The organism is Ornithinimicrobium sediminis (genome assembly GCF_021272345.1).
Lineage (GTDB): Bacteria > Actinomycetota > Actinomycetes > Actinomycetales > Dermatophilaceae > Ornithinicoccus > Ornithinicoccus sediminis_B.
Genome location: NZ_JAJSDQ010000006.1, coordinates 11,810 through 30,490, shown reverse-complemented (window position 1 = coordinate 30,490; position 18,681 = coordinate 11,810). Strand labels below are relative to the sequence as shown.

Genomic DNA, 18,681 nt, shown 5'->3' with positions numbered 1-18,681 from the left:
CGGGGTCACTGCCTCGACCGGCGGAACGCTTCGAGACCGGCGACGGCCTTGGCTGCGCGGCGACGGATCGTGCGTGCCGATGCTGCGTAGTCCTCGGCGACAAGCTCAGCCACCGACGGGGTCATGAGTCCGCCCCGGCCTCGTCGCGCGGGTACGTTCAGCCGCGCCGCCTCCCGGGCGACGTCCATGAGCAGGGCTCGGTCTTCGCGGGCCAGAGCACCCGTCGCGGCAGCCTGCTCGAGAAGCTCGGCCAACTCACGCACGGGTTCCGGCCCGGCATCCAGGAGTGGCACCTCGGGGACCGATCCCATGGGAACTGTCGACGCCCAGACGCGGTCACGACGCACGGCTGCCTCGCCAACACCCAGGTCGGCCATCACTTCACGCCGCGTCCGGGCCAGCAGCGTGGCGGCGACGCGCCGCGGCGGGTCTCCACGGTAGGCCCGAACGGTCAACCACAGCTGTCCGGCGACGAGAGCGTCGATGTCGGGGGAGAGGTCCGCGAGCTGCCGCGCCAGGTTCACTGCTCCGGGGACCAGGAGCCACGTGATCACGGAGACCGCCTCGACGTCGTGTGCGGCGGCCCGCGCGAGAGCCGCCAGCACCTCATCCCGCCCTTCCGGTGTCGCCTGACCCAGCCAGGGTGGCAGGTCGAGCAGATCGGAGACCACCACGAGGGCTGGGTGGGCACGGGCCCAGTCCTGCCAGTGGGTCCGGGCCCACCGCAGCGGGGGACGTTCGTGGGTGTCCACCCCAAGACAGGTCGCTACGCTCATCGTCGTCTCCTTCCACACCGTGTCGATGTGGCCCAGACGATGACGTGAGGGCATACCCGGATACGTCCCCGGAAGCGTCCCCCCCCGGGCGCCCGCCCGCGCCCGGAACGGCGTGATTCCATGCCTTGCTGGCACGCCCTCGTGACTCTCGTGCAGACATTTCCGCAGGTCACGGACCGCCCCCAGCGCGCCCAGGAGCGTCCCCACCTTGTGCGGGCCAGCGTCCCTGGTCCTCGGTGGGGCCGCCGGCGTCTGAGGCCTCATGTCAGGTATCGCCGCAGGTCAGGGCCACGTCCCCAAAGAAGTCAGGTACGTCCCCAGGAAAGTTGGCGACGGCAGGGCGGTGCGGGCCTCGGGTGGTCGATTTGCTGGCGGCCCAGCCCTCCCCATGCGTAGCATCTATGTTACGCTGTCTGTCATCAGGAAGGTGAGGGAATGAGCAAGCACACCGCGTTCTGGGACGACCTGAACCGTGACCTGCAGGACCCAGAGTTCCTCCGCGAGTACGTCGTGGAGTCCATGCGGATCTCCACCATCGACTCGGTCGTCAACGCCATTGACGACGCACGCGAGGCTGCGGGGCTGTCCAAGGCCGAGCTGGCACGGGCCATCGATAAAGAGCCAGCGACCATCCGTCGCCTGCTGTCCTCCGAGAGCTCCAACCCGACGCTGGGCACGCTGGCCGAGGTGGCGGCCGCCCTCGGGTTGCGCATCACCGTCGAACCCATCCCTCTGGCCGAGCGCGGCCTGATCACCGAGCCCTTGCTCGAGGGTCGGACGGCCGACCCGATGAAGCTTGCCGAGCACCTGGACACGTTGCGTACGCCCAGAGCGAGGCTTCCGGCCTGACTGGCCTCAGATGACGGACCGGGGGTTTCGTCTGCGGTACTCCGTCCCCAGCTTGCGGACCGCGACGTAGTCGGCCTCCGGCATCGTCGTCCGGAACGGCTTGTCCCGCCCGTCCACGACAACCAGCAGCGGTTTGTCCTGGCCCTCGGCCTCGTAGTGGAGGAGGCAGAAGAGTCGGTAGTGGTGACGTCGCGGCCCGTCCATCCGCACCTCGAACCAGCCGCTCATGTCACCCTTCATCGCCTCTCAGTAGCCGCCCCCTGCGAACCGCTTCGGTGGGGCGATCGCGACGGCGACCAGGGCGGCCCGCATCTTGGCGCGAACTCCGGCCGGGTAGGAGTTCAGCGCCTCGCGACCGGGAGCACGCTGCTCCGGGGCGTCGTCCGCGTGCCGCCTGAAGAAGACGATCGCGTGCGCATCGTCCGAGGACGGAGCCGTGCGTACCGGGGGTGCTTTCGACCGCGGCGTGGTCGCCTTGCGGCGATCACGCCGATCAGGACTCATCCCAGAGCCGTCGTGCCGTGCAGCTCCGAGAGCCGCCGCGCGATCTCGGCGTCGCGGTCGGCGGCGGCGTGCTGGTAGCGCATCGCCGCGCCGGGGGTGGAGTGGCCGAGCCGCCCCATGAGCTCGGCGAGGGTCGCGCCGGTCTGGGCCGCGAGGACGGCGCCGGTGTGGCGCAGATCGTGCCAGCGCAGGTCTGGGCGGCCGGCGGCCCTCCTCGCTGGGTAGAAGACCTTGTAGAGCGTCGATGGCGCCATGTGCCGGTCGCTGTCTGCCGCGGCGGGGAAGAGCAGCGCGTCCTTGCCGGACGCGGTGTGCCTCGACAGATGATCCTTGACCGTAGCGAGCAGATGGGGCGGGATCGCAACGTCGCGTGCGCCTGCATCACTCTTGGGTGGGCCGACGATGAACCGGCCGCCGACCCGCACCACGCCACGACGGACCTTGACCCGCCCGGTCCGGAGGTCGACGTCACCACGGCGCAGCTCGGCCAGCTCGCCGAAGCGCAGCGCGCACCAGGCGGCGAGCAGCGCCATCAGCCGGTAACGCTCGGGCAGCTCCGCGACGATCGTCTCCAGCTCCGACAGCGTCGCCGGCTCGACGTGATGGACCCGCCTGGCGCTTCCGGCGCCACGGATGTGAGCCGGGTTGTAGGGGATGAGGGGAGTAGGCCGCACCGACGCGGCCCCGGCGAAGATCGTGCGCAGCAGGCTGTACGCCTGTGCCCTGACGGTGTCCCGGCCCGGAGCCACCTGGTCGTACCAGGCGTTGACGTCCTCGTGCGAGATGCGGTCGATCCGCTCCTCGCCGAACGTCGGATAGATGAACCGCTCCAGCAGCATCCGATACTGCTGAGCGGTCGTCGGGCGCAGCTCGCGCCCCCGCGTCCGGCGGGTCTCCAGCCACAGCTCGGCGTACGCGCGGAACGTCGGGGCCTCCCGTCGCCGTGCCCCTTGAGCAGCGGCGTGTGGCGCCCAGATCTCCATCCCGATCTCGGCACGGCGCGCGGACAGCCAGGCGATGGCGTCGTCCTTGGCGTCGAAGGTCATCGGGGCCCGGTAGAGACGACCGTCTGGCCCGGTGTAGGCAGCCCGGTAGCGCCCCGACTTGAGCCGCTCCACGCGCCCGAAACCACGTCGGGACCGATGGTTGGTGCGAGACAACTTGTGTCCTCCCAGTATCGCCTTTCGAGGAATAGACGAGGAACAACGACGTCAAAACCTGTCCAGACCCGTCCTTCTTTGTCCCTTGCCGATATGCCCTCTGACCTGGGAGTTTATCATCAAAGTGGACGGTCGGGAGGCATCTGTGGTAGGCCCCTTTCTGAAAGTTTCAAACCCAGTATCGCCCACCATCACGAAGCAGCCCCTGACAGGCAGGTATGCCGGTCAGGGGCCTTCGCGTCCGGAGCAGCGGGTCCGTCCCGGGTCCCCAGGGTGTCCTACCCGGAGCAGGTGGACGCGCTCTGCACGCCGTCGAAGCGGTCCTGGGTCCACTGGAGCAGGTCTCCGACCAGGGCGGAGTCGTCCGCCACGACGCTGAGATGGTCCTCGCCGGGGTAGGTGCGGTAGTCGACCGCATGTCCGTCGGCGCACCGCTGCTGCACGTAGGCGTCCTGCGCGGCAGGCAGGACCAGGGGGTCGGCGGCACCCTGTGCGAGCAGCAGAGGGGCGTCGATAGCGCCGGACGGCACGTTCTCGGCGAGCCGGGCGCCGAAGCTGCCCGACGTCGCGTCCTCGGCAAAGACGGAGCCACCGAAGAGGAAGGTCTCGACCAGGGAGACCAGCACGCCCGGCTCGGCCAGGCAGCGCCCGGCGATCTCCTGGGCCTGCACCCTCGCCGCGGGGCGGATGACGTCGTCGAACGCCACGTCGTCGTACACGTCGCTGTAGGCCTGTGCGATGTAGGAGGCGAACAAGGAGCCCCCAGGGACGACGTCCAGGTTGTCGACCAGCCCGGGCAGGTTGCTCGCCGGCGCCATCGCGGCCACCCCCACCACGTCGGCCTCCGGTGCGTAGTCAGATGCCAGGACACCTGCCCAGAGCGCAGCATGGCCCCCCTGCGAGTGTCCCCAGACGACCGTGCGCTCCGCCAGGTCCACGTCCTCCAGCTGCCGTGCGGCGCGCACCGCGTCGAGCACCGACCGTCCCTCACCCTGGCCGATGAGGTAGGGGTGGGGGCCCTCGGTGCCCAGGCCCACGTAGTCGGTGGCCACCATGACCCAGCCCTTGTCGACCACCTCGGGCAGCGCCGGTGTGGCTCCGGCCTCGAAAGGGTCCTCCAGCACCGAAGGTGCACACCCGGGCACGACCCCGGTCGTGCCGTGCGCCCAGGCCACGACGTCGTGCGGCTCGTCAGCAGGCTGAGCGGGGGCAACGACGATGGCGCTGGCGACCGCGGGGTGTCCCTCGTCGCGCGTGGTCGTGTACAGGATGCGCCAGGCCCGTGCGCCCTCGGGCACGTCCCGCTCGAAGGCCTCGGCCGCAAGCAGCGAGCCGGCGTCCGCCGGCACCTGGTCAGGCGGGTCGTAGAAGGCGTCGGCCTCCGGCGCACCGCCGCGCAGGACGACACTCAACAAGAGCAGGGCCAGCGCCCCCAGCAACGCGACCACAGCGCCCAGGGTTCGGCCCCACCTGCGAAGCACCCCAGGCCGTTGCGCCGGACCCTCTGAGCGATGCCGTCCTGCCCGCACCGTTGACCATGCCAGTGATATCCCGAAGACCACGGTCCGGACACCGAAGGCGACCGCCACCACGAAGACGGTGACATCGGGCCAGGCCAGGGCCAGAAGACCCAGCACGACCCCGGCAGCGCCGAGCAGCATTGAGGCGAGCCGCGCATCGCTGGTCCCGCGCACGCCGGTCACCATGCGCAGCACCCCGGAGGCGACCATCGCGAGGCCGACCGTCACCGCGAGCACCCGGATGGACGGACCCGGCCAGAGCACCACCACGAGGGCGGCCGCCAGCCAGGCCACCCCCATCACTCTGGAGACCATGGGCGCCTCGGAGCGGCTCGCCGTGGCCAGCTCACCCGCCCCGGTGACCGACAGAGCCAGCACCACCAGGACGACCAGCACGGCGATCGAGACGAACGGTGTGACGGTGAGGATGCCGCCGACGACGACGAGGAGCAGACCGAGGATCACGAGCCCCCACCTCACTCGCGGTGCTTGTGCAGCCTCGGTCGTGGCCGTGCCCATGAGCGTCCTCGCGTTCCGGAGAGGTGACAGAAGGGATGTGACGGCGTTCAGGATAGGGGCTCCACATGTTGTCTGAACAGCACCGATGTGCTCGTCGCAGGGGACATGGGGCCTTCAGGGCCTGTATGCCGCGCACAGCCCTGAGTGCGGGAGTAGCCGTCCTGGGGTCGTACCTGTGTGGACGGCGCGGGGGTGTGTGGGTGGTGGGTGCCATGGTGAACACATGTCCGAAGACGAGCCGGGCTTCAGGGGTGGTGCGCGGAGGCTCGGCGGCACGGCGGACCTGCCGCGGGACCCTGTAGATGCCGTAGTGTGGATGGTGCGGGGTGAGGAGGACGGAATGACCGTGGACAGCGGTGCACGAGACCTGCTGGAGCATGCCGCCGAGGTGGCCCGACTGTTGCACGCCGAGCGCGATGTGGCCATGACGGCAGAGGTCGCCGTCGAGCTCGCGGTCACCCTGGTCAGTGGCTGCTCCGCAGCGGGCATCAGCCTCTGTCGCCGCGGACAGGTCTCGACGGTCGCGAGCTCGCACAGCACCGTCGACCAGGCGGACCGCTGGCAGTACGAGCTCGGCGAAGGTCCCTGCCTCGACGCGTTGAGCCCGGGGCAGGACGATGTCGCCAGCGCCGACCTCACGGTGGAGACGCGGTGGTCCCGGTGGGCCCCGCGCGTCGTGGAGGAGCTGGGCCTCCGGTCGATGGTGTCCTACCGGTTGTTCACCGGCACGGGCGTGATCGGCGCGCTGAACCTGTACGGGTTCGACGTCGGGGCCTTCACGGAGGAGGACATCCTGGAGGGCCAGGTGCTGGCCGGCCAGGCCGCGGTTGCCCTGGCAGCGCGGGAGCAGGCCGACCACCTCAAGATCGCCGTGGCCACGCGCACGACGATCGGTCAGGCCGAGGGCATCCTCATGGAGCGCTTCGGGCTCGATGCCGACCAGGCTTTTGCCCTGCTGACCCGGCTCTCGCGCAACCGCAACCAGAAGCTCCACGACATCGCCGAGGACCTCGTCACCACGCGGAAGGTCCCCGCTGACCCGACGGGGACCGTGGAGGTGCCGGTCCACGGCATCGCGTCGTCCGGCTGAGGGCCGTCCGCCGAGAGGAGCTCGGTCACTGGCCGAAGGCGTGTCGTCTCGGCTTGCGACCCGCCGCCGTCTCCCTAGCGTGGAGCCACGGCCAAGGTCCCGCGGACCCGGCCGAGGGCATCGGGGCCCTCGGTGCGCCGCACCCACGCGGTTGGCGGTGAGAGAAGGGAGCATGCGCATGGCAACCGGCGAAACCGGGTTCGACGACGTCACCTTCGACCTCATCTCGGTGCAGTACCACGCACTCAAGGCCGGGCACGACTACGGGCAGTACGTCCGGGACGCCCGCAACGCCGGCCAGGACGAGATCGCCTCGTTCTTCGAGCAGGTCATGGACGAGGACTCCCGGCGCGCCCAGCAGTGCCACGAGTTCCTGCGCCGGCTGGGGGGCACCGACAACACCCAGCCGCAGGGCTGACCCCGCAAACACAGGACACAGCGACGGCACGGCGGTCGCCGTGCCGTCGCTGTGTGGGGCCTCGCGTGCGTCAGTGCGAGGGCGGGAGCGGGTTGTTGTCGGGGGTGTCCGGGACGCTGTCCGCACCTCCCATGGCGGCCTCGCTGTCCGGAGCGCCGGAGCCTGCCTCGGAGACCTGTCCCTCCTGCTCGTCCGTGTCCGTGCCGTCCTTGTCGTCCCGGTCGTCCGGGTGTGCCTGCGTCATCGTCCGACTGTAGGCCGCCTGGGTTGCGGTTGCCGACCCGACGCCGCCGCCGGGTCATGAAGGTGCGTCCTAGGGACTGGCAGCAGTGGGGCAGGTGGTGGCGCATGGACGTCGTCGGCATGTCGGTGCGCGAGCTCATCCAGGAGCTGGCCCGCATCGAGGACTGCGGCCGGGTGGAGGAGAGGCACTGGTGCGCCGAGGCCGGCTGCGCCGGCCCGCAGTCTCGGCTCTTCCACCAGCAGAGCGCCATCACCGAGCTGCGACGGCGTCACGAGGTTGTGCTCCGGGCGGGCGAGGAGGACGAGGACGAGCTGGTGCCTCACTGACGCAAGGCCTGCGAGGGAGCGGGTGCGACCGAGATCACCTCGCGCACCGCTGACGGGTGAAAGCGCTTTCGGTAGAATGGGTCCGAGGGCGTGAGACCGCCCTCGGGAGCAGCGGCACCGCGCCGGCCAGCGCCGTCCGACACAGGACCGCTCCCGCACCATACGGTCACCGAGACCGTGTCCTGGGAGGAACCATGGTCAGCACCCACGTCGAGAGCGTCAGCGCCACCCAGCACGCCTGGAGAGGCTTCGCGCCCGGTCCGTGGCAGGACCACATCGACGTCCGCGACTTCATCCAGCGCTGCTACACGCCGTATGCCGGGGATGCGGACTTCCTCTCCGGGCCCACCCCTCGCACCACCAGGCTGTGGGGGACCCTGACGGCCATGCTCCCCGAGGAGCGTGCCAAGGGCGTCTACGACGTCGACCCGTCGACGCCGGCGGGCATCACCGCCCACGCCCCGGGGTACATCGACCGCGAGGACGAGATCGTGGTGGGCCTCCAGACGGACGCTCCGCTGAAGCGGGCGATCATGCCCTACGGGGGCTGGCGCATGGTGGAGACCGCGCTGGAGACCTACGGCTACCCGGTCGACCCGGTGCTGCGGACCATCTTCACGACCTACCGCAAGACCCACAACGCCGGCGTCTTCGACGTCTACCCGCCTGATGTGCGGGCGGCGCGCAAGGCAGGCCTGGTGACCGGTCTCCCCGACGCCTACGGGCGCGGCCGCATCATCGGCGACTACCGCCGGGTGGCGCTCTACGGTGTGGACGCCCTGGTCACCGCCAAGCAGGCCGAGCGGGCCGAGCTGGACGCGCTGCGCTCCACCGAGCACGTCATCCGCGACCGGGAGGAGCTGGCCGAGCAGGTGCGTGCCCTCGGCGAGCTGGTGGACATGGCTGCAGGCTACGGGTGTGACGTCTCCCGGCCGGCAGCCAGCGCCTACGAGGCCGTGCAGTGGCTGTACCTGGGCTACCTGGCTGCGGTGAAGGAGCAGAACGGTGCCGCGATGTCGCTGGGGCGCACCTCGACCTTCCTCGACATCTTCATCGAGCGAGACCTGCAGGCGGGGGTCCTGACCGAGGAGCAGGCGCAGGAGCTCGTCGACGACCTCGTGGTCAAGCTGCGCATCGTGCGCTTCCTGCGCACGCCGGAGTACGACCAGCTCTTCTCCGGGGACCCCACGTGGGTGACCGAGTCGATCGGTGGGCTGGGGGAGGACGGCCGGCCGCTGGTGACGCGGACCTCCTTCCGGGTCCTGCAGACGCTGTACAACCTCGGGCCGGCACCCGAGCCCAACCTCACGGTCCTGTGGCACGAGCAGCTGCCCGAGGGCTTCAAGCGGTTCTGCGCCCAGGCCTCCATCGACACCTCGGCGATCCAGTACGAGTCCGACGCCCACATCCGCGGTGCCTGGGGTGACGACGCCGCCATCGCGTGCTGTGTCTCCCCGATGGCCGTGGGCAGGCAGATGCAGTTCTTCGGGGCGCGGGTCAACCTGGCCAAGGCGCTGCTCTACGCGGTCAACGGCGGGCGCGACGAGGTCACCGGCGAGCAGGTGGCGCCGGTCGGTGAGCCGGTGCGGGGCGAGGTGCTCGACTACGACGACGTCCTCGGTCGCTACGACCGCCTGCTGGACTGGCTGGCCGCGACCTACGTGGACGCGCTCAACTGCATCCACTACATGCACGACAAGTACGCCTACGAGCGGCTCGAGATGGCGCTGCACGACCGCGAGGTGCTCCGCACGCTGGCCTGCGGGATCGCCGGGCTGAGCGTGGCTGCGGACTCGCTGTCCGCGATCCGGTACGCCACGGTGCGCCCCGTCCGGGACCACACCGGGCTGGTGGTGGACTACCTGGTCGAGGGTGACTTCCCGGCATACGGCAACGACGACGACCGGGTCGACGCCATCGCCGTCATGCTGGTGGAGCGGTTCATGGCCAAGATCCGGAGGCTGCCGACCTACCGCGGCGCCGTGCACACCCAGTCGGTGCTGACGATCACGTCCAACGTCGTCTACGGCAAGGCCACGGGCAACACCCCGGACGGCCGGCGGGCCGGTGAGCCGTTCGCCCCGGGCGCCAACCCGATGAACGGGCGGGACACCCACGGCATGCTGGCCTCGGCCCTGTCCGTGGCGAAGCTGCCGTACGAGCAGGCCCAGGACGGGATCTCGCTCACCAGCACCGTGGTGCCCTCCGCGCTGGGGCGGACGGTCGAGGAGCAGGTCACCCACCTGGTCGGGCTGCTCGACGCCTACATGGACGCCTCCGGCTTCCACATGAACATCAACGTGCTCAACCGGGACACGCTGGAGGACGCCATGGCGCACCCCGAGCGCTACCCGCAGCTGACCATCCGGGTGTCCGGGTATGCCGTCAACTTCGTGCGCCTCACCCGCGAGCAGCAGCTCGACGTGCTCTCCCGGACGTTCCACGGCGCGTCGTGAACGGTATGCCGTGAACGCCGGACCGGCGGCCCCGCTCGCCGTCGGCACGCTCATGCACAGGGAGCTGCTCAGCGGCGTCCGCACGGGCGCGGTCGGCTCCGTGCACTCGTGGGAGCTCGTCACCGCGGTGGACGGGCCTGGGACGCGGCTGACCGTCTTCCTCGCCGGGTGCCCCCTGCGGTGTCTCTACTGCCACAACCCCGACACGATGCGGATGCGGGACGGGCAGCGGGTCGAGGTCACCGAGGTGCTGCGGAGGCTCCACCGCTACCTGCCGGTGTTCCGGGCTGCCGGGGGAGGCCTGACCGTCTCCGGAGGTGAGCCCCTGATGCAGCCGGCCTTCCTGGCACGGCTGCTGCGCGGTGCCCGCGAGCTGGGGGTGCACACCGCGGTGGACACCTCGGGCTTCCTGGGGGCGAACGCGTCCGACGCGCTGCTCGACGACGTCGACCTGGTGCTGCTGGACGTCAAGTCCGGGGACGACGCGACCTCCCGTCACGTGACCGGCCGGGACCTGCAGCCGACGCTCGACTTCGGGCGGCGCCTGTCCGAGCGGGGCACCGAGATCTGGGTGCGGTTCGTCCTCGTGCCGGGACTGACCGACGCGGTCGACGACGTGGCGCGGGTGGCCGACCACGTCGCAGCGATGACGAGCGTGTCCCGCGTCGAGGTGCTGCCCTTCCACCAGATGGGGCGTGAGAAGTGGGAGCGCCTGGGCATGGACTACGCACTGACGGGGACCTCGCCTCCGGACGCGGCCCTGCTTGCGCGTGCCCGTGCCCAGTTCGCAGCACGTGGCCTCACGGTCTACTGAGCAACCGGCCTACTGAGCATCCCGCTGGGGGGTGTAGACGAGCACCGTGTAGGGCCCCACGTCGACCGAGGCGTACGCGGGGTGGTCGTGCTCATCGCTGAGCTCGTGCGCCTGGAGGTCGTGCGCGGCGTGCCCGCCGAACAGCGCGCTGTAGGTGGAGGCGTCGGAGTTGCAGCGCAGCCGCCACTGTCCTGCGTGCGGCATACCGACCTGCTGGGCCTCCAGTGGCCGGCCGCTGAGGTTGGCGACGACGACGGCGTGCTCGTCGTGGTCGGTGGCGCGCTGGAAGACGAGCAGCTTGGCGTGGTCGTCGACATGGAGCAGTCGCGTGTGCCGGCCGGTCAGGCCGGCGCTGTCCCCTTGCAGGTTGCGGCGCAGCGAGACGAGGTCACGGAACAGGCGGACGACGCCCTCGAACTGCTCACCGCGGGGCCAGTCCAGCGGGACGTCGTCGCGGAACCACTCGTCCTCGAGGAACTCCTGACCCTGGAAGAGCATCGGGATGCCGGGAGCGGTGAGCACCAGCGCGGCCCCCAGCGTGGCCCGCTTCTGCGCCGCCCAGCCCGAGGAGTCGGTCGCAGCGATCTCGTGGGGCACCCGGGCGGAGCCGTTGGCGACCTCGTCGTGCGACTCCGTGTAGACCACCCGGGCGAAGGTGTCGCCGTAGGTGAACATGATCGCGTGGGCCACCTCGTCCATCGAGCGGTCACCGTCGTGCTCCGCGATGACCGCTCGGCGGACGGGGTGCACGAAGTGGGTGTCCCACTGTGCGTGGAAGCAGGCCCCCTCGTCACCGGTAGAGGTGACGGCCGGGTCACCGTGCAGGTCCTCGGCGATCATGATCCGGCCCGGGAACTGCTCGCGCGCGTCCCGCGCGATCCAGCGCATGAGCTCCCAGCCCTCGGGGATGTCCTTGCCCGTGCCGTCGACGCTGCGCATGTACGGCGTCATGTCGAACCGGAGGCCGTCGAGGTGGAAGTCGCGCAGCCACATCATCGCGTTGTCGTGGATGTAGCGCCGCACCGCCTCGCGGCCGTAGTCCGGTCGTGTCTCACCCCACGGCGTGGCGGCCCGGTGGTCGTTGTAGAAGTAGATGCCGCCCTTGTCGCCCTCGCTCCACCCGTCGAACTGCCACAGGTCGAGGTCGCTGGGGCCGAAGTGGTTGTAGACGACGTCCAGGACCACGGCGATGCCGTGGCGGTGCGCCTCACGGACGAAGGCCTTGAGCGCGTCCGGGCCTCCGTAGCCGGACTCCACGGCGAAGATGTGCGCCGGGTTGTAGCCCCAGGAGTAGTCGCCGGCGAACTCCATGAGCGGCATGAGCTCGATCGCGTTGACGCCGAGGTCGCGCAGGTAGCCCAGCTTGCCGGCGACCAGCTCGAGGTTGCCGGACCCACCGGGACCGCCGACGAAGGAGCCCACGTGGGTCTCGTAGATGACCAGCTCGTGGTGCGGCGGACAGGCGAAGTCGTCGCCCTGCCAGTCGAAGGCGGCGGGGTCGTAGACGATGCCGTTGCCCACCGAGTTGGTGACCTGTCGCGCGTACGGGTCGACCCGGTCGAAGGTCCGGCCCTCGTGGGTGATGCGGAACTTGTACTCCTGGCCGGCGTGGGCACCGGGCACGTCGGCGTACCAGTAGCCGTCCCCCTCGTCGGCCAGCGGATGGTCCGACCCCGACCAGCCGTCGAAGTCGCCGGTGACCACCACCGCGCCCGCGTGGGGAGCCCAGACCCGGAACGCCGTCCCGGCCTCGTGGGGGATGGCCCCCATGCCTGTGTGCACCGTGCTCTGCGCCATCCTTGCTCCTTCGCCGACCGGGGGATGGCCCGAGACTACGACGTCGGAGGGCAGGTCGTGGCCCCGTGTCCGGCTGACATGCGCAGCGCGACGCCGGTGCATAGCGTGGTCGAGACCGCAGTGACCACGACGACCGAGACGAAGGGGTGCCGGGATGCCGACCTCGCAGACCGCCCAGGGTGTGGACCGCACACTGCTCAGGACCTACCTCAGCGACCATCTGACCGGGGCCACCGGGATGCTCCACCGGCTGGAGCACATGCGGGACTCCTACCAGGACCTCCCGATCCACGACGAGGTCGCCCAGCTCACCCAGGACGTCCGTGAGGAGCGGAGCCGGCTCGCCGAGGTCATCGAGACCCTGGGCCTGACCCGGAGCAGGCCGAAGGAGGCGCTGGCACGCGCCGGAGAGGTCGCTGGGCGGCTGAAGCTGAACGGACGGCTCTTCTCCCGCTCACCCCTGAGCCCGGTGCTCGAGCTGGAGCTGCTGCAGTCGGGGGTCAGCGGCAAGTCCGGCCTGTGGCGCACCCTCGGCACGCACGCCGGTCACCTGGGCCTGGACGCCACGGAGTTCGAGCACCTGGAGCGCCAGGCGCTGGAGCAGGTCGAGACCATCGTCCGGTGCCACCGGGCCCTGGTCGGGCCCGCCTTCCGGCAGGGCTGAGCTCGGGCAGGTCAGTGGCGCCGGTGCAGCTTCATCCGTGGTGGTCGTCCGTCGGGGTCGAACACCGCACGGTAGGCGGGGGAGGCCAGCCACTGCTGCCAGCGGGGCGGGACCTGCACCTCGTGCGGGCGTAGCCGACCGGGCGGTCGAGGGCCGACCCGGCCGCCGGCGTGCCAGTCCTGAAGGCCCGCGGCACTCTCGCGCACGGCCTGCGCGGCGGCGTGGGGGTCCAGCAGCCCGGTGTCGTCGTCGCGGTCGAGGTGCTCGCGCCACAGCTCCAGGCGCAGGTTGCGGGCGAAGACGCGCGCACCGTCGCCCAGCCCTGCCGGGTCGGCGGGCTCGCGGGTGTCCCGCGCCGCGTCGACCACCGCGGCGGTGAGCTCCGAGTCGTGCGTCCAGGAGCGCCGGTTGAAGTTGTCGCTGCCCACGCTGGCCCACACGTCGTCCACGACACAGACCTTGGCGTGCACGTAGACGGGCTCGCCGTCCTTGTTCTCCACGTCCAGCACCTGCACCCGTTCGCCACCGGCCTCACGCACCAGCTCCAGGGCCCGGGCGTGTCCCAGGAGAGCCGCGGGCGTGCTGAGGCGGCCGTCCTGGTCGGGGTAGCGGGGGACCACCGCGACGAGGTGCAGGTCGGGCTCCCTGCGCAGGGCCTCCGCGAAGACCCGCGCCACGTCGGTGGACCAGAGGTACTGGTCCTCGACGTAGACCAGCCGTCGCGCCCGGCTCAGCGCCTTGGCGTAGCCGCGGGCGGCGCTGCGCTCACCGTCGGGAGCGAACGGGTAGCCCGGCCAGCGGTTGGGGTAGGTGGCGAGCAGCTGGACGGCACAGGTGCCGGCCTGCGGCGGGTCCGGCAGCGGGTCGCGCAGCGCGTCGGGGTCGCGGCGGGTGCCGTGCCGCAGGTCGGACAGCACGTGCCAGGGCAGCCGCGAGAGGGCGGCCGGGTCCTGCCAGCGCTCGCGGAAGACGGCCTCCACGTCGTTGACCGCCGGTCCCCGGAGCTGCACCTGCACGTCGTGCCAGGCGGGGCTGCCGCCGTACGGCGAGGCGAAGGGCTGGGTCTGCGGGTCGCCTCCGTGGGTGGCGTCGTCGCGCCTGCTGTGGGCCAGGTCGATGCCACCCAGGAAGGCCACGTCGGCGTCCGGGCGCCGGGGATGGCGGACGACGAAGAACTTCTGGTGGTGGCTCCCCAGGGGGCGCACCCGCTGGTCGAGGAGCACCTCACCCCCCTCGTCGTTCACGTCCTCGGCCAGCGTCCGGTTCTGGTCGACGGAGAAACGCAGACGGTCCAGGTGGCTGCGCCACAGCAGCCCCTTGACCAGCACCCCCCGGCGGGCGGCTGCCGAGAGCAGACCCGCGGCGGTCGGCCCGTCGTCGGCGAGCAGCTGGTCCGGGTCGCCCCGCCAGTCCGCGAAGTAGAGACGGTCGCCGGGGCCGGTGGGTTCCACGGCGCGCAGCAGCGCTGCGAAGTATGCGGCGCCGTGCACCAGGGGGGTCGCCTCGTTGCCCTCGGTCCACGGACGCACCCGGGTGGCGTCGTTGCCGCGCTGGGAGGCCGTCAGGAACCAGTCATGGTCGGCCTCGTCGGGCCGGGGCCGGGGCAGCTCCTCGGCCGCCCAGGACGCGAGCCGGACGCCGTCGCGACGCAGGGGCGGAGTGAGGCGGAGCACGCACCCAACCTTGCACACCGGGCCGAGGGCTCGCGAACCGGGCTCGGGCAGGTGGCGTCTCGACCTGCGCGCCCCACAGGACGCGGCTAGCGTCGCGGACACCGACAACACGAAGGAGAAGCCATGGGTCTCATCTCAGGTCTGCTCAGTCGCGTGACGGGCACCACCCGCCGCGGTTCCGGCCGGGGCACCACGCCCACCAGGACCACGGGTGGAGCAGGAGGGGCGGGAGGTCTGCTCAGCAGGCTGACCGGTGGTGGCAGACGTCGTCTGTGACGTCTGCGCCAGGCCCCCCGCCCACCCTGTGGTCGGGGGGCCTGCTCGTGCGCCGGGTGCCCCTCCCACCTGCACCAACGGGACCAACGACCCTGGTGCGGGGAGGGCGGGAGCCCTACCGTGGGTCCATGGTCAGACTCCTGCTCAGCGCCGCGCTGTTCCTCGCCTCGGCCGCGATCGGACTGGGCGCTGCCCTGCTCCTGGTGGACGAGATGTCGGTCGACCTCACGTCCTTCATCTTCGTGGTTGTCATCTTCGCCGTCCTGCAGTCCGTGCTCGCACCGTTCATGGCGAGGGTGGCCGCCCGCAACGCCCCGGCCCTGCTGGGGGGCGTGGGGCTCATCACGACCGTCGTCTCCCTGCTCATCACCACGCAGGTGAGTGACGGTCTCACCATCGACGGTGGGATCGGGCCGTGGCTGCTGGCCTCGCTCGTCGTCTGGCTGGTCACGATGCTCGCGACCCTGCTGCTGCCGTTCCTGCTGGCCGCCTTCGGGGTCAAGGCCCTGCGGGAGAACCGCGGCGGCGCCCCGGTGGTCTGAGCGCGCAGCGCCCAGGGGCGGAGCCTCACGGACGGTGCACGAGCTGGGGCATCAGGCTCGACCCGTCTCCCATGGACTCGGCCGTGATGACGCCCAGCGACCCGTCCTGGTGGAGCACCACGGCCTGGGCAGAGGCCAGCGAGCCGGCGCCTCCCTGGATGACGGCGTTGTGCACGTCGTCTTCGGTGAGACGGTGACGCCGCAGCGCGGTCGTCTGCATCTGCCCGTCGTAGTAGAGCAACGAGGGCGGTGAGTCCAGGAGCTTCTGCACCGCGCGCCACCGGGCCCGAGACGCGGCCAGGAGCCACTGGAGCGCGACCAGCAGCACCAGCGCGACGACCGCCTGGGCCAACGGCACGTCCTCAGCGGTCACCGTCCGGCCGAAGGCCGAGCCCAGGGTGACGGCGACGACGAAGTCCAGGGGCGTCATCTTGGCCATCGTGCGGGGGCCGGTGCCGCGCAGCAGCAGGACGAGGGTGAGGTATCCAGCCGTGCCGAGGAGAAGGGTGTGGGCGATGGGTGACCATCCGGTCCAGAGCAGGTCCATCACCCGACGCTAGCCCGTGGCCGGCGGCGCTTCGGAACCCCAGGGGGCGACAGACACGGCCGACTCGGTGACGATGGGCGGGTAGCAAGCCGGCCGGCACCGCGCGGGCCGGCGTGACACAGGCAGGAGAGCACACATGAGCAAGGCACTGAGCACCACCGTGCAGCGACCGTTCACCGACACCCTGAGCGCCACCCGGGAGGCGCTGGCCGACCAGGGGTTCGGGGTGCTGACCGAGATCGACCTGCAGGCGACCCTGAAGGAGAAGCTCGATGCCTCCATCGACCCGCAGGTCATCCTGGGGGCGTGCCGGCCGCCCCTGGCGTATGCGGCACTGCAGGCCGAGCCCTCCATCGGCACCCTGCTCCCGTGCAACGTCGTCGTGCGCTGGCTGGAGGCAGGGCAGACCCGGGTCGAGGCGATGGACCCGGACCTCATGGTGAAGGTGACCGACAACGACGCGCTGACCGAGGTGGCCGAGGACGCGCGGGCACGCCTGGAGGCGGCCCTGGCCTCACTGTCCGACTGACCCCGTCTCGGCCTCCACCGGCCAGCCTCGGCGAGCCGCGGCATACGCGGGCTCCCGCAGGGCTCGCTCGGTCGGGTAGTGGTCGAGCCCGGGGACGGGATGCAGGACCGTGTCGAAGCGCAGGGGTGGGTCCGCCTCGCCGGTCACCGTCGCGCCCAGCGACAGCCGCCCCCTGGACTGCCACGGACCGCCCGGGCGTGAGATGCGCACCGTGAAGGCACCGGGCTCGGCGTCCTCACCCGGGTCGGGGAAGAGCCCGAGCAGGAGCGGGCCGTGCGCGCTGCGCAGCGGGATGAGGGTCGTGAGCGCCCCCCGTCCCACAGCACGGCGCGGCACGAGCACGTGTCGGGTCAGGCGACCCTGCCCGGTGCCGGCGAACAGCAGGTCGACCGGGTCGCCCTGGGCGTCCAGCCGGATCGCCGCCCCGTGGATGTCCGGCAACGGCACAGGCAGGCCGGTCGCCCGCGAGAGCCGGACCAGGCACTCGTGCTCACCCGGCTCGTCCAGGAGCGGCACGCCGGTGGAGGCCGCACCCGGGCGGATGCTGAGGGTGCCGTGCCGCAGGACTCCCACGGGGTGCAGCGGCTTGGAGCCACGCAGGACGGCCACGGCGCCGAACGTTGCGCCCAGCACGGCACCGCCCGCCAGGGCCAGGGCTGACATGGTCTTCACCCGACGGGACGCTACCGACCCGCCCGGGCACCGGCGAGCGCAGCGGACGAGACGCGCCGGGTGGAACGGGCTGTGCCCGGCTTCCAGAGGGGGCTGTCGGGCGGGTGTCGCACTGCGCAACTATGGTCGGGAGCACGTGTCGACCAAGGAGGATGCATGGACCTGCTGACCCGGAACGAGATCGAAGGCCTGGCGCGGGACACCGGCGGGACGCATGTGACCCTGTGCATGCCGACGCACCGCGCCGGACCCGAGACCGAGGGCGACCCGATCCGCTGGCGCAACCTGCTGTCCGGCGTCGAGGCCCAGCTGGTGGAGACCGGGCTGAGCCGCGCCGAGGCCCAGGAGCTGCTGGCCGAGGCGTGGGAGCTGCAGCGGGACGGCCTGGCCTGGCAGCACATGAGCGACGGGCTTGCGGTCTTCCTGAGCGCGAGCGGGATGCGGCTGTACAGGCTGCCGGTGTCGCTGCCGGAGCTGGCGGCCGTGGGGGAGCGCTTCGTCCTCGGGCCGGTGCTGCCCCTGCTGGGCGACGAGCACTTCCTTGTCCTGGCCCTGAGCCAGCGTCAGGTGCGGGTCCTGGACGGCAGCCGTCAGCGCGTCGAGGAGCTGCACCTGCCGCAGGTCCCCGAGAGCTTCGACGAGGTCTTCGCACCGGACGAGCCACGCTCGGACAGCATGGCGCGACCGGTGTCGCCGGGGCGTAGCGGGCCCTCGGTCTACTACGGCACCGCCGGCCCCGACGGCACGGAGCGCAAGGTGGAGGTCACCTCGTTCTTCCGGGAGGTCGCCGACGGGGTGCACGACCACCTTGCGGGGCGCTCCCTGACCATGGTGCTGGCCGGCCTTCCCGAGTCGGTCGCTGCCTACCGTTCGGTGAACCGGTACGCGCACGTGGCCGACCATGCGGTGGAGTTCAACCCCGACGACCTCAGCGCGGAGGAGCTGCACGACCGGGCGTGGCCGATCATCCAGGCCCGGCTCGCCGAGGCCGACCTGCGGGCGACCGACCAGCTGCAGCAGCGGCTGGGCACGGGCAAGGCAACGACCGACCGGCACGAGGCGCTCCGGGCAGCACGGGAGGGCCGGGTGGACACCCTGCTGCTGACGATGCGGGACTGCTGGGCGACGCTGGAGCCGGACGGGCACGTCCTCCGGCTGGCCGGCGAGGAGCCCACGGACCGCTGCGAGATGCTGGACGCCGCGGCCGCGGCGACGCTCACGACAGGCGGCACCGTGCGGGTGCTGGACGAGCTGCCCGAAGGCACCGACATCGGCGCCGTCCTGCGCTACTGACGGGGGCGCTGT

The 18,681-nt window shown here is 71.3% G+C and carries 20 protein-coding genes; 10 read left to right on the top strand and 10 right to left on the bottom strand.

Features of this window, described 5'->3' with window-relative positions; genetic code table 11:
- Positions 1 to 5 precede the first annotated feature (5 nt).
- Positions 6 to 776, bottom strand: a complete 771-nt coding sequence (locus LVO85_RS13325) for a hypothetical protein (RefSeq protein WP_232747983.1) — start codon at positions 774 to 776, stop codon at positions 6 to 8.
- A 435-nt stretch (positions 777 to 1,211) separates the two neighbouring features.
- Here LVO85_RS13325 and LVO85_RS13320 point away from each other — a divergent pair, with 435 nt between their 5' ends.
- Positions 1,212 to 1,625, top strand: coding sequence for a helix-turn-helix domain-containing transcriptional regulator (locus LVO85_RS13320; RefSeq protein ID WP_232747982.1), 414 nt, complete (start codon positions 1,212 to 1,214; stop codon positions 1,623 to 1,625).
- Positions 1,626 to 1,631: 6 nt separating this feature from the next.
- Here LVO85_RS13320 and LVO85_RS13315 read toward each other — a convergent pair whose 3' ends face one another.
- The 4 genes from LVO85_RS13315 to LVO85_RS13300 all read right to left on the bottom strand — a co-directional run bounded on the left by LVO85_RS13315 (position 1,632) and on the right by LVO85_RS13300 (position 5,274).
- Positions 1,632 to 1,853, bottom strand: coding sequence for a hypothetical protein (locus LVO85_RS13315; protein ID WP_232747981.1), 222 nt, complete (start codon positions 1,851 to 1,853; stop codon positions 1,632 to 1,634).
- An 18-nt stretch (positions 1,854 to 1,871) separates the two neighbouring features.
- Positions 1,872 to 2,129: a hypothetical protein gene (locus tag LVO85_RS13310; protein ID WP_232747980.1), complete on the bottom strand. Its 258-nt coding sequence runs from the start codon at positions 2,127 to 2,129 to the stop codon at positions 1,872 to 1,874.
- Positions 2,126 to 3,289 carry a tyrosine-type recombinase/integrase gene (locus LVO85_RS13305; protein WP_232747979.1) on the bottom strand — a complete coding sequence of 388 codons (1,164 nt, stop codon included), beginning with the start codon at positions 3,287 to 3,289 and terminating at the stop codon, positions 2,126 to 2,128. The genes LVO85_RS13310 and LVO85_RS13305 overlap by 4 nt, the downstream gene beginning before the upstream one ends.
- A 278-nt stretch (positions 3,290 to 3,567) precedes the next feature.
- A complete protein-coding gene (locus LVO85_RS13300; RefSeq protein WP_232747978.1) occupies positions 3,568 to 5,274 on the bottom strand; it encodes a lipase family protein in 1,707 nt (568 codons plus the stop codon).
- Positions 5,275 to 5,551: 277 nt separating this feature from the next.
- On the opposite strand from LVO85_RS13300, the gene LVO85_RS13295 reads away from it, so the two are divergent.
- Both LVO85_RS13295 and LVO85_RS13290 read left to right on the top strand, forming a co-directional pair.
- Complete coding sequence (locus LVO85_RS13295; protein ID WP_232747977.1) at positions 5,552 to 6,418, top strand: GAF and ANTAR domain-containing protein; 867 nt, start codon at positions 5,552 to 5,554, stop codon at positions 6,416 to 6,418.
- Positions 6,419 to 6,596: 178 nt separating this feature from the next.
- Positions 6,597 to 6,836: an acyl carrier protein gene (locus tag LVO85_RS13290; protein ID WP_232747976.1), complete on the top strand. Its 240-nt coding sequence runs from the start codon at positions 6,597 to 6,599 to the stop codon at positions 6,834 to 6,836.
- Between the two features lie 70 nt (positions 6,837 to 6,906).
- On the opposite strand, the gene LVO85_RS13285 is transcribed toward LVO85_RS13290, so the two are convergent.
- A complete protein-coding gene (locus LVO85_RS13285) occupies positions 6,907 to 7,080 on the bottom strand; it encodes a hypothetical protein (protein WP_232747975.1) in 174 nt (57 codons plus the stop codon).
- A 104-nt stretch (positions 7,081 to 7,184) separates the two neighbouring features.
- On the opposite strand from LVO85_RS13285, the gene LVO85_RS13280 reads away from it, so the two are divergent.
- From LVO85_RS13280 to pflA, 3 genes are all read left to right on the top strand, one after another.
- A complete protein-coding gene (locus LVO85_RS13280; RefSeq protein ID WP_232747974.1) occupies positions 7,185 to 7,406 on the top strand; it encodes a hypothetical protein in 222 nt (73 codons plus the stop codon).
- A 194-nt stretch (positions 7,407 to 7,600) separates the two neighbouring features.
- Positions 7,601 to 9,862: a formate C-acetyltransferase gene (pflB, locus tag LVO85_RS13275; protein WP_232747973.1), complete on the top strand. Its 2,262-nt coding sequence runs from the start codon at positions 7,601 to 7,603 to the stop codon at positions 9,860 to 9,862.
- Between the two features lie 52 nt (positions 9,863 to 9,914).
- Positions 9,915 to 10,676: a pyruvate formate-lyase-activating protein gene (gene pflA, locus LVO85_RS13270; RefSeq protein WP_232748125.1), complete on the top strand. Its 762-nt coding sequence runs from the start codon at positions 9,915 to 9,917 to the stop codon at positions 10,674 to 10,676.
- Between the two features lie 9 nt (positions 10,677 to 10,685).
- On the opposite strand, the gene LVO85_RS13265 is transcribed toward pflA, so the two are convergent.
- Positions 10,686 to 12,473, bottom strand: a complete 1,788-nt coding sequence (locus LVO85_RS13265) for an alpha-amylase family glycosyl hydrolase (RefSeq protein ID WP_232747972.1) — start codon at positions 12,471 to 12,473, stop codon at positions 10,686 to 10,688.
- 154 nt (positions 12,474 to 12,627) lie between these two features.
- Here LVO85_RS13265 and LVO85_RS13260 point away from each other — a divergent pair, with 154 nt between their 5' ends.
- The gene (locus LVO85_RS13260; protein ID WP_232747971.1) at positions 12,628 to 13,137 is read left to right on the top strand and encodes a hypothetical protein; all 510 of its coding nucleotides are present in this window, start codon (positions 12,628 to 12,630) and stop codon (positions 13,135 to 13,137) included.
- Between the two features lie 11 nt (positions 13,138 to 13,148).
- Here LVO85_RS13260 and LVO85_RS13255 read toward each other — a convergent pair whose 3' ends face one another.
- Positions 13,149 to 14,810: a phospholipase D family protein gene (locus LVO85_RS13255; RefSeq protein WP_232747970.1), complete on the bottom strand. Its 1,662-nt coding sequence runs from the start codon at positions 14,808 to 14,810 to the stop codon at positions 13,149 to 13,151.
- A 404-nt stretch (positions 14,811 to 15,214) separates the two neighbouring features.
- On the opposite strand from LVO85_RS13255, the gene LVO85_RS13250 reads away from it, so the two are divergent.
- Positions 15,215 to 15,628 (top strand): phage holin family protein, encoded by a 414-nt coding sequence (locus LVO85_RS13250; protein ID WP_232747969.1) that lies wholly within the window; start codon positions 15,215 to 15,217, stop codon positions 15,626 to 15,628.
- A gap of 25 nt (positions 15,629 to 15,653) precedes the next feature.
- On the opposite strand, the gene LVO85_RS13245 is transcribed toward LVO85_RS13250, so the two are convergent.
- Positions 15,654 to 16,175, bottom strand: a complete 522-nt coding sequence (locus tag LVO85_RS13245; RefSeq protein WP_232747968.1) for a DUF421 domain-containing protein — start codon at positions 16,173 to 16,175, stop codon at positions 15,654 to 15,656.
- 136 nt (positions 16,176 to 16,311) lie between these two features.
- On the opposite strand from LVO85_RS13245, the gene LVO85_RS13240 reads away from it, so the two are divergent.
- Complete coding sequence (locus LVO85_RS13240) at positions 16,312 to 16,704, top strand: DUF302 domain-containing protein (protein WP_232747967.1); 393 nt, start codon at positions 16,312 to 16,314, stop codon at positions 16,702 to 16,704.
- Here LVO85_RS13240 and LVO85_RS13235 read toward each other — a convergent pair.
- Positions 16,690 to 17,376, bottom strand: coding sequence for a phosphodiesterase (locus LVO85_RS13235; protein ID WP_408637697.1), 687 nt, complete (start codon positions 17,374 to 17,376; stop codon positions 16,690 to 16,692). The two genes, LVO85_RS13240 and LVO85_RS13235, sit on opposite strands and share 15 nt — an antisense overlap.
- 156 nt (positions 17,377 to 17,532) lie before the next feature.
- On the opposite strand from LVO85_RS13235, the gene LVO85_RS13230 reads away from it, so the two are divergent.
- Positions 17,533 to 18,669, top strand: a complete 1,137-nt coding sequence (locus LVO85_RS13230) for a baeRF3 domain-containing protein (RefSeq protein ID WP_232747966.1) — start codon at positions 17,533 to 17,535, stop codon at positions 18,667 to 18,669.
- The last annotated feature ends 12 nt before the right edge of the window (positions 18,670 to 18,681 follow it).